This window comes from Roseibium sp. AWQ4_254 (genome assembly GCF_056161025.1).
On the sequence record NZ_JBSWYH010000031.1, the window covers coordinates 40,610 to 56,865 of the forward strand.

The window sequence follows — 16,256 nt, forward strand, 5'->3', positions numbered from 1 at the left end:
TCACGCAGCGCCTGGCTGCATCTTGTCATGAAAAATGTGCCTTAAAACGGCCGAGAACCAAAGCGTTCATTTGCGGTCGTTATGTTGCCATTTTGGCATCAATTCAAGGCAAGTGGTCTTTCAGGGCGAGCACTGCGTGGTCGAAAAACATGGCCGGCGCCAGGGCAAGCGCCCGCAACGACGAGGTCACAACACACAGTCTGTCCGCCTGCAGCGGCGCATCGTTCAAGGGCTTGAAGATCAGGGCCTTTGTGGCAATGTCCTCTTCGCAGCCGATCAGGGTTTGAAACCCGATGACATCCTGTTCCCGCGCCAGGGCGCGCATCAACCGGAGGGAGTTGGCTTCCACATAGGTTCTCGACACGCCCGGTATTCGGTCGCGCACCAGGTCAAGCCGGGTGCGCAGGGACAGGCCTTCCGAGGGCAGCGCCACCGGGTATTTCAGACAGTCGGCAAGGCTCAGCGTCTTTGCCTCCGCCAGCGGGTGATCGGGCCGCATCAGGGCGCCGATGACGAGGTCGTGCTGAAAGGCTATCGTCAGCGCTGACGTCTCCGGGGGATCAAAGGTGAAGCCCACATCGGCTTCGGCAGCCTCAACCTTGGCGGCAGCCTCCTGCGCCGAAGCAATTGTCACATTGACATGGATGCCTGGGTAGCTTTTACGGAAGTCGCTGATCACGGCGGGCAGCAGCTTTTCGGAGACACTTTCAACGGCCGCGATCGAAACGGTGCCGCGCCTGAGGCCCTTCAGGGCGTCGAGTTCGGCAACCGTTCCTTCAAAGTCCGAATAGGTCCGCCGGACATGGGCAAGCAGAAGCTCTCCGGCCTGGGACAGGCGGATGCGGCGTCCGACCCGGTCGAAGAGCTGCAGGCCGAGCGCTTCTTCCAGCCATAGGATCTGACGGTTGACCGCCGAGGACGCCACATTCAGCTCGCGCGAAGCCGCGCGGATCGACCCGGCCCGGGCCGCAGCCATGAAATACCGCATGGCCGGGCTGTAGAGATTGCGTGACAGGTCCTGAACGCGGGCCGAGAGCATGGTCCTTCGGGCCTTTAGGGGACCAAAACAGTTGTTCCGGTGGTGCGTCTGCCTTCCAGGTCCTCATGGGCCTGAACGGCATTCGCGAGCCGGTATTCCTGATTGATCCCGATCTTAACAACGCCCTTTTGAACAACGTCAAATAGGTCCTGCGCGCAGGCCTCAAGTTCCTCTCGGGTTCCCGCATAGGAAAAAAGGCTCGGACGTGTTGCGAACAAAGAGCCTTTCTGGGCCAAGAGCCCAAGATTAAAATCCTCGATCGGGCCGGAGGACTGACCGAAACTGACCCACAGGCCACGCGGTTTCAGGCAATCCAGAGATCCCGGATAGGTGTCCTTGCCGACCGAGTCATAGACCACGTCACAGCCCTTGCCGCCCGTGATTTCCGTGACCCGGTCGGCGAAGTTCTCTGTCCGGTAGTTGATCATGTGCTGGTAGCCATGGGCCTTGGCAAGCGCGATCTTTTCCTCAGAGCCTGCTGTACCGATCACCGTTGCTCCCAGATGGGCAGCCCATTGCCCGGCGATCAGGCCGACGCCGCCTGCTGCAGCATGAAACAAAAGGGTTGTTTCGGGGCCGACCTTGTAGGTCTGGCGCAGAAGATACTGGGCAGTCATGCCCTTCAGCATCATGGCTGCGGCGGTTTTGTCATCGATGCCATCCGGGACTTTCACCAGGCGGTCCGCAGGCACGAGCCGCTCCTGGGCATAGGCCCCAAGTGGGCCCACATAGGCAACCCTGTCTCCGGGGGCGATATGGTCAACGCCCTCGCCCACGGTCTGAACAATCCCCGCCCCTTCATTGCCCGGCGTGAATGGCGTGCCGGACGGGGACGGGTAAAGCCCGGAGCGGAAATAGGTGTCGATAAAGTTCAGGCCAATGGCCGTGTGGCGGATGCGCGCTTCTCCCGGGCCCGGCTGCCCGACCTCAATCTGTTCCCAGCGCATCACGCCAGGGCCACCCGTCTCATGCACACAGATTGCCTGAATCATTCCAACCTCCAGGAGGCTTTTTGCCTCTATTTGTGACCTATCGATGTCTTTGGAGCGGCGCAGGCTCCTGAGCGTTGCCGAACAGTAATAAGTTCAGGCCGCGGCGAATAGCCCCGTGCCTAAAATCTGATGTTGAGAAAAAGCGGTCCGCCTCAATCCACCCGGTCGATGAGCTGCTGGACCGCAGAGACCGAAAAGAGGTAGAGGCTGGCCAGGGTAAACAGAAGCGTCAACGGGCCGCTCAAGACCATGCCGTTGACAATCGCCAGCGCTGCAAGGCCCATCCACAGCAAGGTGACCGGCAGCGTTACCATCCGCCAGCGGCGCACACGCACCGGATGCACAAAGCGCACGGGGGCAAAGGTCAAGGCACAGCAGAGCAGGACCGCCGCAATGGTGAAGGCTTCGGACGGGGAGATCACCATCAGCCCGAAAACAACCAGGTTCCAGCCAGCCGGAAAGCCCTTGAATGATCCGTCCGGGGTTTTCATGCCGTTATCGGCGAAATAAAGCGCGCCGGTGAAGACGACCAGACCGCCGCAGATCCAGTTCCAGGGCTGCGTCAGCATCAGGCTCCAGGACAGGGCAAAGGCCGGCAGGAAAACATAGGTGGCATAGTCGATGACAAAATCGAGTGAGGCGCCAGACCATCGTGGCAGGCGTTCGGCAATGTTAAAACGGCGGGCGAGCGGACCGTCAATTCCATCGACAAAAAAGGCAAGGCCGAGCCAGGCGAACATCTCAGCCCAATTTCCTTGAGCCCCCGCCAGGAGAGCGACCAGCGCTATCGGTGCGCCGGATGCCGTAAGGACATGGATCAGAAACAGAGCGGGTTCGGGCGCTGTTTTGCCCGGGGTAATGTCCGTCACGAGGTATCCTCACACTCAAAGAACACGGCGCAGGTCGTATTCGTGTCCGGTTTCAAGCAAAATGTGCTTTTCCCCGCCTAAGCTTCATGCTGCCGCGCAGGGGGACTAATATTGCAAACGTATGACAGTGTGAACCTAAAAAACAGCCCCTCTTGTGATTCAGCAAGAAAACAGGGTGTCTTGATCAGAAATAGATCGATGCGGCCAGAAATCCGGACCAGACCAGAAGAAAGATACCGATCGCCAGCGGCAGGGCCCGGCTTGTAAGTGCCTTTTCAAGGGCCATTATCAGGCCGAGGATCGCGATCCAGAGCACATTCATCAGACCAACAGCAAACATGACCGTCATGACCGCCCAGCAGCAGCCGAGACAGGCCCAGCCCTGAACGAGACCTTCGGCATATCCAGCTGAGGCAGGTGTCCTGTCTTCTGAGTGGGCAAAGACCCAGCGCGGATACCAGCATCTTGCAAGGCAGGCCCGTTTTGCCGGCGTGAACTGGTAGAGCCCGGCGGCGAACAGGACCGATGTTGTCAGCGCGAGGCTGGCCGGGGCCATCATGTCTGTCAGGCCGCCGGCCTTATGAAGCGCCCATTGGGCGCAGGTTGCGGCCAGGGCATACCCCAGCCAGACCGTCAGATATCCGATCAAAGCCGCGGCGGATGGCAGCAGTGCCTGTTTGCCCGGGTTCCCGTTTGCCACGAGTGCCTTGAAATAGGCGCGCAGCATGGGCAACGCAGTCGGCACCATCATGGCAATCGACATCATCCCCCACATGAGGAAGACCTTCAGAAGGTCGAGGCCAGTCATGGCCTGGGACGGCATGCCGAATGTCGCACTGGTGGGCAGGCACAGGCTTGCCAGCGCTGCCCGTGCCTCTGCGGGCACCCCATCGAACAGGTTGAAGGTGTTGAAGAGGCCCATGCCCGGGCCGGCTTCTGCCATATCCATGGACGGGATCATGTCGGCGATCATCGCGGCCAGGTAGGACCATCCAAGAACCGACAGGGCGCCAGCCAAAAGGAGCAGAAAACTCCAGGCCTGAGCTGTTTCGGAGCGTGTCCGGCGCGGGGCCGGTTTTTCAAAACCGGATGGAACAAAAGTCATTTTGGTCTGTCTGACGTGGCTGGTGTGCTGCGCAAGCCAAGACCGAAGCATGTTTTTTGAGGCCTGGCTTTGATCTGGCGCATGGACCGGGGCATCCCCTCCGTTTTTCCGCCACGACGCCCCTGTGCGGTTTGGTCCCGTTGATTTCCTGGTCTAAAAGAGCACTTTCCCGGACAGACGTCTCTGACGGATACACCCAACTCAGGTCAATGCCATGCCCAAGAAGAACCAAGATACCGTCCACGATATTGTTGTTGTCGGGGGCGGTCCGGCCGGACGGATCGCAGCCTTGAAACTGGCGCAACTGGGCGCATCGGTGTGTCTCGTTGCGCCTGATGTTGGGCAAACTGACGGGCGCACAACCGCCCTGTGGCAAAATTCGATTGCGCTCCTTGACGAAATTGGTGTCTGGGACGGGCTGCAAGCAAAGACAGCCAGTCTGAAGAAGATGCGCATGATCGATGACACGCAGCGTTTGTTCCGTGCGCCGGAAGTTGTTTTCGATGGGGCTGAACTCGGTCTTGAAGAGTTTGGTTTCAATATCTTGAACAATGATCTGAATGCTGCTCTTGATGAAAGAAGCGCGCACCAGTCCAATTTGACAATCCATACCGATGTGGCTGCGTCCGTGCGTTACCTTCAGGACTTTGCCGAAATCACAACGGCGTCCGGCAAGGTGGTCAAAGCGCGTCTGGCTATCGCAGCAGACGGCCGGAAGTCCGTGTTGCGGGCGGCGGCGGGCATTGAGGTACGCACCTGGTCCTACCCCCAGGTCGCGGTGGTGTTGAATGTCGAACACCGCCTGCCCCATCAGCAGATCTCTACCGAATTCCACACACCAACGGGCCCTTTTACCCTTGTGCCCCTTCCCGGCCGCAAGTCTTCAATTGTCTGCGTTGAAAGCGCGGAAGGCGCCCGCAAGATAATGGAGATGGTGCCTGCAGATCTGGAACGTGATCTTGAAAGACGCGCCCATTCGGTCCTTGGCGCCTTTAAGCTGGCGTCGGATGTGCAGAGCTTTCCGCTATCGGGTTTGACGGCCACAAAGCTGTCCGCCCCCCGGCTGGTCCTGATCGGGGAAACGGCCCACGTGTTCCCGCCAATCGGTGCGCAGGGTCTCAACCTCTCGATCCGGGATATTCTGGATGTGGTGGAGGTCGTTGCCCGGGCCCGGTCGAGGGATCTGGATCCCGGAGCCCCGGCCGTTCTGGCATCTTATGAAGACAAGCGTCGGCGCGATATAAGCGTTAGGACAAACGGGGTCGACATATTGAACCGGTCGCTTTTGACCCCCTTCCTGCCTGTGCAACTGGCGCGGAGCACCGGCATGTATCTGGCCGGCAGGGTCGGGCCGTTCCGCCGGTTGCTGATGCGGGAGGGCCTGGCGCCGGGATCTGGGTTGCGGCAGACCCTTCCCCGCCTCGGCGCTGGCGGCTAACGGCCGCCCGTTGGCCTTTAGCGAATCGGCAGGACGCCGGTCGTGATGGCCCAGATGAAGCCGGTGACGGTGACGATCGAGACGGCCGTTCCGATCAGCACAAAGCTGGAAGCGCGCTGGATATAGGTGCCATATTGCTGGGCGAGCACGAAGACGTTGGTGGCCGGTGGCAGACACGACATCAACACAGCCGTTGCAATCCAGTTCGGATCGAAGCCCCCGATCCAGCTCATCAGCAGGAAGACCAGGATCGGATGCAGGAGCAGTTTGACGCTCAGCACGATCGGCAGCTCCACCGGGATGCGTCCGAGGGGACGCAGCGCAATATTCACTCCCATGGCAAAGAGGGCACAAGGCGCGGCCGCATTGCTCAGATATAGAAGCAGCGTTGATATGGCCTCCGGCGGGCGCAGGTGAAAGGCGGCCGCAGAGACCCCGGCAATGGTGGCAAGGATGAACGGGTGGGTGAAGATCTTGAATGCGATCTGCTTGAACGTCGCGGACAAAGACGCATTTCTGGACCCAGCAAGCGCCATCATCAACGGCGCCAAAATGAACATTAGCACATTGTCGAACGTCAGGATCAGGGCAGTTGGGACTGTCGCTTGTTCTCCCAGAACCGCCAGCGTCAGGCCTGGCCCCATATAGCCGACATTCGAATATGCCCCGGCAATGCCTAAAATGGTGGATTCTGCAATGCTGCCACGGGTGGCGATCACTCCGATGCAAAAGGAAATCGTGAATACGATGTAGGTTGTGAAGGTGGTGGCCGCAATGAAGGACACATTGGCCAATTCTTCAAACGGGGTTTCGGACAAAAGCCGGAAAAACAAGGCGGGCAATGCCAGATAGACGACGAAAAAATTCATCCAGGACAGACCGGATTCCGGCAGGTCCTTCAGCTTTCCAGCGCCAAATCCTAAAAGGATCATTCCAAAAAACGGTAAAGCCAGAGAGATAACGTCCAGCATGCAACTTCCAGAGCTCGTGTGATGGTCAGTAAGAGGTTTGACCAGCTCAAGATGCTTGCATCTCGCGGAGAGCTTGGATATGGGACCCGTGTCTTGCGAAGCAACTGAGCAGGTTCGCATTCCAATCAGGTCTGGACGGGTCCCGCAAGGGGGGAAGTGGGCGCACTCGTTCCCTTGGAGCGCAACAACCGGTCTTTGTGCGCAGTTTTTGAAAGCATCCGTTGGGATATGACGCGAAAAAAAAGACAATTACAGCAGCCAAAGCGCCTCGCGTTTCAGAACAGGCTGGAAGGCATTGCCCTTAAGACAGCCATCTTTCTGTTCCGGCTTATTCCTGTTGACGTCGCCTCCTTTCTGATGGGGCGCGCCTGGCGTCTGTTTGCCCCCTTCAATGCCCGTCACAAGCGCGCACTTGCGCATTTGGAACTGGCTTTTCCCTCCATGAGCGCGCAGGAACGCGAGGCGGTTGTGCGCGGCATGTGGGACAATCTCGGGCGGGTTACGGCGGAAACTTTCCATATTGACCGGCTTTTGAAGCAGCCGCACCGTTTTGAAGCAGTGCCGGATGCGGTCACCTCGGATGTTTTGGCAGGCAAACATGGTTGCCTTATGGTATCGTTTCACAGCGGCAATTGGGAATTGTGTGTGCAGCCCGCCGTTGAGCGCGGCGTCAAGATAACCGGTGTCTATCAGGCCCTGCGCAATCCGGAAGCGGACAAGGCGCTGCGGGAGTTGCGTGAAGACCTTTATCAGGGGGGGCTGTTGTCGAAGGGGCATGAAGCTGCCCGGAAAATCCTGGCGACCCTTAAAAATGGCGGAGTCGTTGCCATGATGGGCGACCTTCGGGAAGCCCGCGGTATTCAGGTGCCTTTCTTTGGCCAGATGGCCTATGCGAATGCCTTTCCAGCGTCCCTTGCAAGGGCCTGCGATGTGCCCATCGTCGTCGGCCGTGTGGTGCGCACAACGGGAGTGCATTTCCGGGTGGAGGCCAAGGCAATAACCGTGCCGAAGACAGACGACCGGCAAGAGGACATCCGGGTCGCGACAGCCCGCTTTCACGAGATTTTCGAGGGTTGGATCAGCGAGCATCCGGACCAATGGATGTGGATCCACAAGAAGTGGGCCCCGCCCGGCAAGAGCATTGCCCGACGGCAGGCCCAAAGAGAGGCCGCCAAGTCCCGTAGCCGCCTTTCCTGAACGGCAGCCCATTTCCGCATTCGCCTATCGGGGGATGGTTGCAGCGCAGCATAAGCGCTATAGCTAGAACGGGCCTGCTGGCCTGTTTTGGAGGAGGAAGGCAGTTTCATGAAAACCCCGAGCGCATTTTACAAACCCCTGGCCATTGGGGCTCCTGAGCCCTTTCGCGAGATACCAGTTGCGCTTGAGCGGATGATCCATTTCGTTCCACCGCATATTGAGAAGATGCGTTCGAAAGTGCCGGCGCTGATCGATCAGGTGGATGTTTTGCTTGGCAATCTGGAAGACGCCATCCCTGCGGATGCCAAAACCGATGCAAGGCAAGGCTTCATTCAGATGGCGCGGGAAAACGACTTTGGCGGAACCGGGCTCTGGACCCGCGTCAATTGCCTGAATAGCCCCTGGTTTCTGGACGACATTCAGGAGATTGTCGGGGCTGTTGGCGCCAAGCTGGATGTTGTCATGCTGCCCAAGGTGGAAGGTCCCTGGGACATTCACTATCTTGATCAGCTTCTGGCCCAGTTGGAAGCCCGGGCGGGTTTGTCAAAACCGATTCTTATTCATGCCATTCTGGAGACTGCCGAAGGGGTGAAGAACGTCGAGGCCATTGCAGGAGCCAGCCCGCGCATGCATGGCATGAGCCTCGGGCCGGCGGATCTGGCCGCCTCCCGAGGGATGAAAACGACCCGCGTCGGCGGTGGTCATCCCGACTATGCGGTTCTGTCTGATGCGGACGGGTCCGGCGCCCGGACACATTACCAGCAGGACCTCTGGCACTACACGGTTGGCAAGATGGTTGATGCCTGCCTGTCTTTCGGCCTCAAGCCGTTTTATGGGCCCTTTGGAGATTTTTCCGATCCGGATGCCTGCGAAGGCCAGTTCCGCAACGCGTTCCTGATGGGATGTCTGGGGGCCTGGTCGCTGCACCCCAGTCAGATCGCGATTGCCAAAAATGTCTTTTCGCCGGATCCGGAGGAAGTTTCCTTTGCCCGGCAGATCCTTGATGCCATGCCCGATGGCACGGGTGCTGTGATGATTGACGGGAAGATGCAGGATGATGCCACCTGGAAACAGGCCAAGGTGATTGTTGATCTGGCTAAGCTGGTTGAGGCCAAGGATGGCGAATCGGCCACACACTAGAGGTTTTAGAATTTCGCAAGGCCTCTTGTATAGTGTTTTGCTTTACAGTGCTTGCAAGCAGGATGCTGACACGGTATCCCGGCATTGCATGCAGTAGGCGGACAAGTATCCATGCGAACGGCAAAATTTAGAATTGGTCAGGTCGTCCGGCACCGGATTTACCCCTTTCGGGGCGTTATTTTCGATGTTGACCCGACATTCAGCAACACGGAAGAATGGTGGAACGCCATTCCTGAGGACGTGCGGCCTGTGCGCGACCAGCCTTTTTATCATCTTCTCGCGGAAAACGAGGAGACGGAATATGTCGCCTATGTAAGCGAACAGAATTTGGAGCCGGACATGACGGGAGAACCCGTGCGCCATCCGCAGGTGGAAGAGATCTTTGAAGAACAGACTGACGGGTCCTATCTGCCGCGCAGCGTCGAGATCCACTGACGCGCGTTTTGCCCTCTGTTACCATCGCTTTGAACCACAAAAGGCCGGAACACTTTGTTCCGGCCTTTTTGTTTTATCCGAAGCGTCAGGAGCAATCCCCTAGATAAGAGAACTGCTCCAACGCATCACTTTCGAAGCGTTTATTCGCTCGCTTTTTGCGCGTCGATCAGCTTCTGGCGGGCTTCATCTGCCCGTTTCTGCAACTCGCTCTGCAGTTCTTCCTGACGCTTCTGCAGCTCGCCGACATCCATCGGCGCACCGTCATAGACCTTGGTAAAGCCAACCAGGGTCATCTTGAAAACGATTTCCTTGGCCTGCTGGTTATACGGCGCAACCCGCATTTCACCACCCTGTTTCATGGCATTGATGAACGTGTCGTCAATCGCCATTTCGGCGTAACAGGCATTGGGTGCACAGATGCTGTATTTGGCTGTCACAGGCTTGCTGTCATCGATCTGGATGCGCAGTCCCGGCTGCAGCAACACACCGACGGGCACGGCCACGAGCAGCTTCTTACGGGCTTCGCCGGCGACTTCCTGAATTGCGATGTTGCTCAGGAACTGACCGGTATTGGTGCGCAACTCAATCGAAATGAAGCAGATTTCCTTCTTCGTATTCGGATTGGTGTTACATGCCTTCGTCCAGGGGCTTTTAGCTTCCTGAGCGATTGCTGGAGCAGCTGCAAAAGAAGACAAGGCTACGAATGCCGCCGTTGCGCATCCCAACAATCCTCTTTTCAAAACACTCGTCATCGAAACGTCCTCAATCGTGCGTATGCGAAATCTTCGCGTTGTTCTGAGCCATCCGGATCATATCCGCAAGGCCCGTTCGAACCTAAGATCCGTAAAACGCAGGTAACGCATCGAATTGAGGCGAGAGGGTGACCGATTTGCAACGCATCGATCGGGTTCGATTCAAATCTGAATATCTCGGTCTTTGGCACTTGTTACGGGCGCGTTCGGGCTGGCCTTGTGTTACCCTCGGCTCTGAGAATCAAGGAACTTTCCGGCAATGGTGATGCGTTTGTTAGCGTTTTTAGCCTCTCACACCTGCCCCCTGCGCCTCGGGCTGCGGGGGCTTGCCCTCGTCTGCGCGGGACTTTTTGCGGGCGCCGGACCGGCCCTGGCGAGCGATGAAACCGTTCCCTGGACCCATGCAGTTTCCATGCATGGATCCCCTGCCCTCGGCGTTGACGAACCCTTTCCCTATGCCAATCCGGACGCTCCCAAGGGGGGCATCTTGACGCTTGGTGTCCAGGGCACCTTCGACAGCCTCAATTCCTTTATTGTTCAAGGGGGTTGGACCTCCGCAAGAGGGATTCGGGAACGGCTATTCGGCAACAATATTCTGGAAAGCCTGATGGTGCGCTCCTATGCGGAGCCGTTTTCACTTTATGGCCTGATTGCCCAACGGGTCCGCATGCCCGAAAGCCGGGACTGGATAGAGTTTGAACTCAATCCAAATGCGCGCTTTTCCGACGGAACGCCTGTGACGGTGGACGATATCATTTTTTCCCTCGACATCATCCGGGACAAGGGACGTCCGCCCTACCGGAACTGGTATGCAGCTATCAAAACCAAGGAAGTGACTGCGCCCAACCGCCTGAAGCTGGTGTTTGAAAACGGTGACAACCGGGAGCTTCCCCTGCTGATCGCTCTGGCGCCGGTGTTCTCCAAAAAGCACACGGATGCAGAAAATTTCGACAAGTCTTCCCTGATACCGCCAATCGGATCCGGACCCTATGTCTTCAAGGAGATCACGCCGGGCCGTCAGGTGATTTACGAGAAAAACCCGGACTATTGGGCGAAAGACCTGCCGGTGAAAGCGGGTTTCGACAATTTCGATCAGATCCGGGTCGAGTATTACCGGGACGAGACAACCCTTCAGGAAGCTTTCAAGAAGGGGCTGATTGATGCGTTGAATTTCCGGGACCCGGCAAGATGGGCCAAGGGTTTCGATTTTCCGGCGGCCACCTCCGGCGACGTTGTCAAGATGGAGATCCCGCGCGGCGTGCCCGCGCCAATGCAGGGAATTGCCTTCAACACCCGCAAGGAACAGTTTTCCGATGTAAGCGTGCGCAAGGCCCTGCGTATGCTGTTCGATTTCAAGTGGGTGAACCGCAACCTCTATTTTGGCCTTTACACGCGGACCGCCGGCTATTGGGACCATTCCGAGCTCTCCTCGATTGGCCGTCCGGCGAGCGAGCGGGAAATGGAGTTGCTAGCTCCCTTCCCCGGTGCGGTCGATCCGGATGTGCTGGCCGGAACCTGGCGGCCGGCGGATGGGGATGGCTCCGGGCGGGACCGCAAGGTGCTACGGGCCGCTCTCGCCCAGTTCAAGGCCGCCGGATATAGCCTCAAGGAACGCAAGCTTATCAACGACACGACTGGCCGACAGCTGGCCTTTGAAATTCTTGCCAAAAATGAAGATGAGGAAAAGCTGGCCCTGGCCTATGGCCGGACGGTTGAGCTACTCGGCATCAAGGCAAGTGTGCGCAGCGTTGACCCGTCTCAATTTGAGGACCGCCGGACAAAGCGCGAGTTCGACATGGTGTTCAACACCTGGAACGCGTCTCTTTCTCCCGGCGCAGAGCAATATGGGCGCTGGAGCACCAAAGCCGCGGACGCCAAGGGGTCCTTCAATTTTGTTGGCGCCCGGGAACCGGCCATTGATGCGTTGATTGATGCGATTGTCGGCGCACGCAGCCGGGAAGCGTTTGTGGACGCGGTCAGGGCATTTGACCGGGTCCTGATTTCCGGCGCCTATGCGGTGCCGCTTTATAATGTGTCTGCGGATTGGGTCGCCCACTGGAAAAGGGTTCAGCCGCCGCAGCATCATTCCCTTTACGGACACGAATTTGACACCTGGTGGTCAGCGACCGCTCAATAATCGGACCAATGGACCAAGAAAGATATGAAAGTCACCCAAGACCATCTGATCAACGAGTATCACGAAAGCGGAGCCTGGTCCGATGTACCGCTTGACGAACTCTTCCGAAAAACTGCACAGGCCCATCCTGACCGGCTTGCGTTGGTGGATGCGCCCGACAGGGCCAAATGGACCGGCGGCGAGCCGCGTCGTCTGACCTATGCGGAAGCCGATCTGGAAATCGACAAGCTGGCCGCTTTTTTCAGCACGGTCGGGCTGTCGTCGGACCATGTCATCGGTGTGCAGGCGCCCAACACCGTCGATACGGTTGTGGCGGTGCTTGCGGCCTTGCGGGCAGACCTGATCATCTCTCCCCTGCCGCTGCATTGGCGCCAGAAAAATGTTGTCGAGGCTCTCAATTCCATCGGCGCGAAAGGCTTTATCGCTGCCGACCGAGTGGAAACCCGGGATGTGGGGGCCGCCGCACGCGATGTGGCAGCAGAGCTTTTTTCCCTGAGATTTGTATTTGGCCTTGGCAAGGAAGTGCCCGATGGTTTGATCGAGTTAGGGCCGATGCTCGCCGAAATGGGAGACGATCTGGTTTTCACCCCGCAGCAGCGCCCCGATCCGGCGGATCATACCGCAACCATTTGCTGGAGCCGCAGCGGCGAGGAAAATGTGCCTGTCAGCCGGTGTCACAATCACTGGATGGCAGCGTCCCAGATGATCGTGAATGAAGCGCATATCCAGGATGGTAGCTCCTTGCTGCTCCCCTATTCACTGAGCGGCTTGACCGGGCTTGGCGGTGGACTGGTGCCGTTCCTGATGACCGGCAGCACGCTTCATCTGCACCATCCTACCTCTCTGGCAAATCTGGCGGCTCATGCCAACGACATTGCAGCTGATGTGGTGCTGACGCCGGGGCCGCTGGCTCAAACGCTGGACCGCAAACTGGAAAGCTCGGATACAGCGGTTTTGGCTGCCTGGAACATCTCGGCCCCCCACCCGACGACCTTTGTGGCGCGCCGCAGGCTGGTGGACGTTCAGATTGCCGACGAATTTGCCCTTGTTGCCAAGGCGCGCGGACCGTCGGCCAAGATGAAGGCCACTGCGCTGGGAAAGCATAGCGGGCCGAACGGGTGTGAAAGCGGGCCAGCCCTTTTGGAAATTGACGTTACCGGAGAGAGCGACGATCCAACTCAGACCCTTCTTGTCAAGGGACCAATGGTTCCGGAAGTCGGATGGCATACGCTGAACGGGGATCAGCGCCGGGTCCGCTGGGAAGGCACCGGGTTCTTGAACACCAATATCAAGGTGGAACGGGTAGATGGGGGGATTGCCGGATTTGGCATTCCGGGTGTCTATGCGCTCGGAACAGGCAATCTTGAAACCATTGATGTAATTTATTCAAGCTATCCGGGCATCCGCGAGGCTGCGGCCTTCATCGTGGAAGATCCGGTTCTGGGTGCACGCATGTATGCGGCCCTTGTGCCGGAGCGCACCAATGTGCCGGATGCGGCTTCGTTTTTTGCCTACCTGGATGCGGAGGGCGTGGATCTTGCGAAGATCCCGCATCGGGTACTGATCCTGCAATCCTTGCCGCGCAATGCCGACGGAACCATTTGCCGGGATAAATTGACGATGCGCACGCAGAGACTTCCGGCCGCAGTCGCCTGAACCTGGCATCTGGCCGGCCTGAAACGGCCCGGCAACAAAAAGGTGATCAGGATCAAAGCGCTCGTGTCGTTTTTTGCGTTCACAGGAACGCATCATGTTTTAGACTGCTCGGACGGTCTGGTGGGGTATGTGACCATTCAAAAGGTTTGATTTTCAATATTGAGCCTTTTGGTGCGTCCGTTAAATGGCTTTTGTTTAACTTCCTTTGCGGACTGCGCATTTGCGGATCGAAAACAGCGGGTGCCTTATGGGGATTGGGCATGGATTATGAAACGTCACTGTCGTGGCGCGGACCTTACTGGTATGCAGGGCGGCGTCCCAGGCGCAGCATCCAATCCGGGGGGCCGGAAGATCTCGATATTTCGCTTCTTGACATGTATGAACGGGAAAGCCAGCTGCCCACAGCGTTGCCTGCCGCCATCGTCGTCGATATCGCCTCGCTTGAGATGGAGGCCCGCGGCCCGTTTTTTGAATGGCTGATTTCCTGCTCCTCCGGGCTGCCCTGTGAGGTGCCGTTTTACATTCTGACCGATGGCCAGGATGTTCTCCCTGACGGAGTGTCGGCAACGGCGATCATCGACCGGGTTGTTCCGGATGACGTTTTACTGATGCTTATCTGTATTCATCAGCGCGCCCTGATGCGGTCTGAGGAAGCGCAGCTGCGGCGCTCGATCTTCGGCCGCATCCCGGGCTTTGGATCTGCTCCGCACCATTCGGGAACCAGCAGCCTGATGGTGGTTGGGGTCAGTGGCCGCTTTTTGGAGTGGCAAGATGCCGGGGCGCAGAAGGTCGAGGTGGTTGGCGCGTTTGATGGCAAGATGGCGGTGGAATTCATGGCCATGCGGGCGTTCGACGCGGTTGTGATTGATGCGTCGTTTGACGATGCCATTGAAGCGATCCAGCAGATCCGCCGGGACGCGCGCTTTGCAGGGTTGCCGGTTCTGGCCGTCTGTGAGAGCGAGGAAGACACGGCGCTTTTGTTCCGCAACGGTGCCTCCGATGTTCTCGTTGGCGATAACCGCACGGAAACCCTGGTGCAGCGGATCACGGCAGCGATCAAATTCGGCAAACGCCGCCGCCTGGCGGACAAGGTCCTGGCAGAAAGTCAAGTTTGGCTGCGCCGGCAAATTGCCGAAGGCGGTCTTCAAGCGGAAGATTATTTAAGCTATCTTGAGACTTGCAGCAAAGCTTTGGCTGTGCGCGGGCTGGACTTGTGGGAGATGCGGCTTCAGCCGGACAATTTCGGCATCGAAGTGGCCTCAGACGATGATCTTGAGGAGATTCATGCCACATTGCTGTCGATTGCGGATGCCACAAGCAGGGACGAGGATCTTGTGTGCCTGGTGAAGGATGTCGGGCCGGTGGCCGTTCTGAAGAACGAAGCCGGCACGGCGCGGCTCCAGAAACGCATCCATTCGATCCTGAGCCATACCGTTCGGGACCATTAGCTGGCAAGATACCTCTGTTTCCTGTTGGCTTTGGTAAGGTCAAGAATGGGGAATATCATAACTTTGGCCAACGGGCTTGGCCGTGAACAACGCTTGGATCTTCTATGAATGAAACGCCTCCGCTGACGGTTGATGTGGTATCGGATGTCATGTGTCCCTGGTGCTATATCGGCAAACGCCGGCTGGATGCGGCATTGAGATCCTTGCCTCAGGTGCCTGTGCAGGTGCGCTGGCACCCGTTTCAGCTGAATGCCACCCTGCCCCGCACAGGCAAGGACCGGCAGCAATATCTGAACGACAAATTCGGCGGACCGGACCAGTCCAGAGAGGTTTACAGCCGGATCCGGGAGGCCGGCCGGGAGGACGGTATTGATTTCGCCTTCGACGCCATCAAACTCTCGCCCAACACCTTGGACTGCCACCGTTTGATCCTGTGGTCCCGTGCTGATGATGTGCAACATGATGTGGTGGAACGGCTGTTCCATGCCTATTTCGTCAAAGGGGAAGATCTGACACAGGCGGAGACCCTGGTCCGGATTTCCGCAGAGGCCGGGATGCAGTCGGACCTGGTCGAGCAGCTGCTGGAGATGGACACGGATCTGGACAAGACCGAGGCTCAAATCGCAAAGGCACAGGAGATGGGCGTCTCAGGCGTACCCTGTTTCATTATTGACGGCCGTTTCGTGCTGGCAGGGGCAGAGAAGGCGGAAACCCTTGCAGCCGCCATCCTGCATGCGCAAGAGACGCGCACCGATCCGGATGCCGGGATGGAGTAATACCATCCACAATTGATAGAGACCGATCTGACCGGTTTTGGAGGTTTTTCGGCGAAGCACAGATCAAGGCGCAATACGGATATAGGGCAAGATCTGCAACAAGATCATCCGCTTCTTATCCGTTGGCGCATGAGGTCTCATAGCTGATCGCTCTTACAGCGGCGAGAGCTTTTTGGTCTGTTCACGAGCGAACGATTCTCTGATCGAAATGAGACTGTCCGGAATTCTGTGCCCTGGCGTGGTAGCTCTGAGATGAGGAGACCCACGTATGAGCATCGACAAAGACCTTTTGGACCAGCTG

Annotated in this window: 14 protein-coding genes; 8 read left to right on the top strand and 6 right to left on the bottom strand. The window is 58.0% G+C overall.

The genetic code is table 11. From position 1 onward, the window contains the following. Positions 1 to 103: 103 nt before the first annotated feature. The 4 genes from ACXAIC_RS20535 to ACXAIC_RS20550 all read right to left on the bottom strand — a co-directional run bounded on the left by ACXAIC_RS20535 (position 104) and on the right by ACXAIC_RS20550 (position 4,005). Positions 104 to 1,039 carry a LysR family transcriptional regulator gene (locus tag ACXAIC_RS20535; RefSeq protein WP_475184591.1) on the bottom strand — a complete coding sequence of 312 codons (936 nt, stop codon included), beginning with the start codon at positions 1,037 to 1,039 and terminating at the stop codon, positions 104 to 106. Between the two features lie 14 nt (positions 1,040 to 1,053). Further along, the gene (locus ACXAIC_RS20540; protein WP_475184596.1) at positions 1,054 to 2,031 is read right to left on the bottom strand and encodes a quinone oxidoreductase family protein; all 978 of its coding nucleotides are present in this window, start codon (positions 2,029 to 2,031) and stop codon (positions 1,054 to 1,056) included. Positions 2,032 to 2,183: 152 nt separating this feature from the next. Further along, positions 2,184 to 2,900, bottom strand: coding sequence for a CDP-alcohol phosphatidyltransferase family protein (locus ACXAIC_RS20545; protein WP_475184604.1), 717 nt, complete (start codon positions 2,898 to 2,900; stop codon positions 2,184 to 2,186). Between the two features lie 184 nt (positions 2,901 to 3,084). Further along, positions 3,085 to 4,005, bottom strand: a complete 921-nt coding sequence (locus ACXAIC_RS20550; RefSeq protein ID WP_475184610.1) for a DUF2182 domain-containing protein — start codon at positions 4,003 to 4,005, stop codon at positions 3,085 to 3,087. A gap of 214 nt (positions 4,006 to 4,219) precedes the next feature. Between ACXAIC_RS20550 and ACXAIC_RS20555 the strand changes: the two genes are divergently transcribed. Beyond that, positions 4,220 to 5,443 (top strand): UbiH/UbiF family hydroxylase, encoded by a 1,224-nt coding sequence (locus ACXAIC_RS20555; protein WP_475184614.1) that lies wholly within the window; start codon positions 4,220 to 4,222, stop codon positions 5,441 to 5,443. A gap of 17 nt (positions 5,444 to 5,460) precedes the next feature. Here ACXAIC_RS20555 and ACXAIC_RS20560 read toward each other — a convergent pair whose 3' ends face one another. Then, positions 5,461 to 6,414: an AEC family transporter gene (locus tag ACXAIC_RS20560; protein ID WP_475184618.1), complete on the bottom strand. Its 954-nt coding sequence runs from the start codon at positions 6,412 to 6,414 to the stop codon at positions 5,461 to 5,463. 228 nt (positions 6,415 to 6,642) lie between these two features. Between ACXAIC_RS20560 and ACXAIC_RS20565 the strand changes: the two genes are divergently transcribed. From ACXAIC_RS20565 to hspQ, 3 genes are all read left to right on the top strand, one after another. Continuing rightward, on the top strand, positions 6,643 to 7,611 hold the full coding sequence (locus ACXAIC_RS20565; RefSeq protein ID WP_475184621.1) for a lysophospholipid acyltransferase family protein: 969 nt from the start codon (positions 6,643 to 6,645) through the stop codon (positions 7,609 to 7,611). A gap of 108 nt (positions 7,612 to 7,719) precedes the next feature. Then, positions 7,720 to 8,751 carry an HpcH/HpaI aldolase/citrate lyase family protein gene (locus tag ACXAIC_RS20570; RefSeq protein WP_475184624.1) on the top strand — a complete coding sequence of 344 codons (1,032 nt, stop codon included), beginning with the start codon at positions 7,720 to 7,722 and terminating at the stop codon, positions 8,749 to 8,751. Between the two features lie 111 nt (positions 8,752 to 8,862). Next, the gene (gene hspQ, locus ACXAIC_RS20575; RefSeq protein ID WP_029065428.1) at positions 8,863 to 9,186 is read left to right on the top strand and encodes a heat shock protein HspQ; all 324 of its coding nucleotides are present in this window, start codon (positions 8,863 to 8,865) and stop codon (positions 9,184 to 9,186) included. Between the two features lie 140 nt (positions 9,187 to 9,326). On the opposite strand, the gene ACXAIC_RS20580 is transcribed toward hspQ, so the two are convergent. Continuing rightward, positions 9,327 to 9,938: an invasion associated locus B family protein gene (locus ACXAIC_RS20580; RefSeq protein WP_475184631.1), complete on the bottom strand. Its 612-nt coding sequence runs from the start codon at positions 9,936 to 9,938 to the stop codon at positions 9,327 to 9,329. 265 nt (positions 9,939 to 10,203) lie between these two features. Between ACXAIC_RS20580 and ACXAIC_RS20585 the strand changes: the two genes are divergently transcribed. The 4 genes from ACXAIC_RS20585 to ACXAIC_RS20600 all read left to right on the top strand — a co-directional run bounded on the left by ACXAIC_RS20585 (position 10,204) and on the right by ACXAIC_RS20600 (position 15,955). Continuing rightward, on the top strand, positions 10,204 to 12,075 hold the full coding sequence (locus tag ACXAIC_RS20585) for an extracellular solute-binding protein (RefSeq protein ID WP_475184635.1): 1,872 nt from the start codon (positions 10,204 to 10,206) through the stop codon (positions 12,073 to 12,075). A gap of 24 nt (positions 12,076 to 12,099) precedes the next feature. After that, a complete protein-coding gene (locus ACXAIC_RS20590; protein WP_475184640.1) occupies positions 12,100 to 13,731 on the top strand; it encodes an AMP-binding protein in 1,632 nt (543 codons plus the stop codon). 260 nt (positions 13,732 to 13,991) lie between these two features. Then, complete coding sequence (locus tag ACXAIC_RS20595) at positions 13,992 to 15,179, top strand: PleD family two-component system response regulator (RefSeq protein WP_475184644.1); 1,188 nt, start codon at positions 13,992 to 13,994, stop codon at positions 15,177 to 15,179. A gap of 104 nt (positions 15,180 to 15,283) precedes the next feature. Beyond that, the gene (locus ACXAIC_RS20600) at positions 15,284 to 15,955 is read left to right on the top strand and encodes a DsbA family oxidoreductase (protein ID WP_475184648.1); all 672 of its coding nucleotides are present in this window, start codon (positions 15,284 to 15,286) and stop codon (positions 15,953 to 15,955) included. The last annotated feature ends 301 nt before the right edge of the window (positions 15,956 to 16,256 follow it).

Excerpts from the sequence above, each read along its gene's own strand:
- ACXAIC_RS20580 (WP_475184631.1), bottom strand. The coding sequence starts at position 9,938 with ATGACGAGTGTTTTGAAAAGAGGATTGTTGGGATGCGCAACGGCGGCA.
- hspQ (WP_029065428.1), top strand. The coding sequence starts at position 8,863 with ATGCGAACGGCAAAATTTAGAATTGGTCAGGTCGTCCGGCACCGGATT.
- ACXAIC_RS20535 (WP_475184591.1), bottom strand. The coding sequence starts at position 1,039 with ATGCTCTCGGCCCGCGTTCAGGACCTGTCACGCAATCTCTACAGCCCG.
- ACXAIC_RS20550 (WP_475184610.1), bottom strand. The coding sequence starts at position 4,005 with ATGACTTTTGTTCCATCCGGTTTTGAAAAACCGGCCCCGCGCCGGACA.
- ACXAIC_RS20560 (WP_475184618.1), bottom strand. The coding sequence starts at position 6,414 with ATGCTGGACGTTATCTCTCTGGCTTTACCGTTTTTTGGAATGATCCTT.
- ACXAIC_RS20555 (WP_475184614.1), top strand. The coding sequence starts at position 4,220 with ATGCCCAAGAAGAACCAAGATACCGTCCACGATATTGTTGTTGTCGGG.
- ACXAIC_RS20600 (WP_475184648.1), top strand. The coding sequence starts at position 15,284 with ATGAATGAAACGCCTCCGCTGACGGTTGATGTGGTATCGGATGTCATG.
- ACXAIC_RS20570 (WP_475184624.1), top strand. The coding sequence starts at position 7,720 with ATGAAAACCCCGAGCGCATTTTACAAACCCCTGGCCATTGGGGCTCCT.
- ACXAIC_RS20590 (WP_475184640.1), top strand. The coding sequence starts at position 12,100 with ATGAAAGTCACCCAAGACCATCTGATCAACGAGTATCACGAAAGCGGA.
- ACXAIC_RS20595 (WP_475184644.1), top strand. The coding sequence starts at position 13,992 with ATGGATTATGAAACGTCACTGTCGTGGCGCGGACCTTACTGGTATGCA.
- ACXAIC_RS20540 (WP_475184596.1), bottom strand. The coding sequence starts at position 2,031 with ATGATTCAGGCAATCTGTGTGCATGAGACGGGTGGCCCTGGCGTGATG.
- ACXAIC_RS20585 (WP_475184635.1), top strand. The coding sequence starts at position 10,204 with ATGCGTTTGTTAGCGTTTTTAGCCTCTCACACCTGCCCCCTGCGCCTC.
- ACXAIC_RS20565 (WP_475184621.1), top strand. The coding sequence starts at position 6,643 with ATGACGCGAAAAAAAAGACAATTACAGCAGCCAAAGCGCCTCGCGTTT.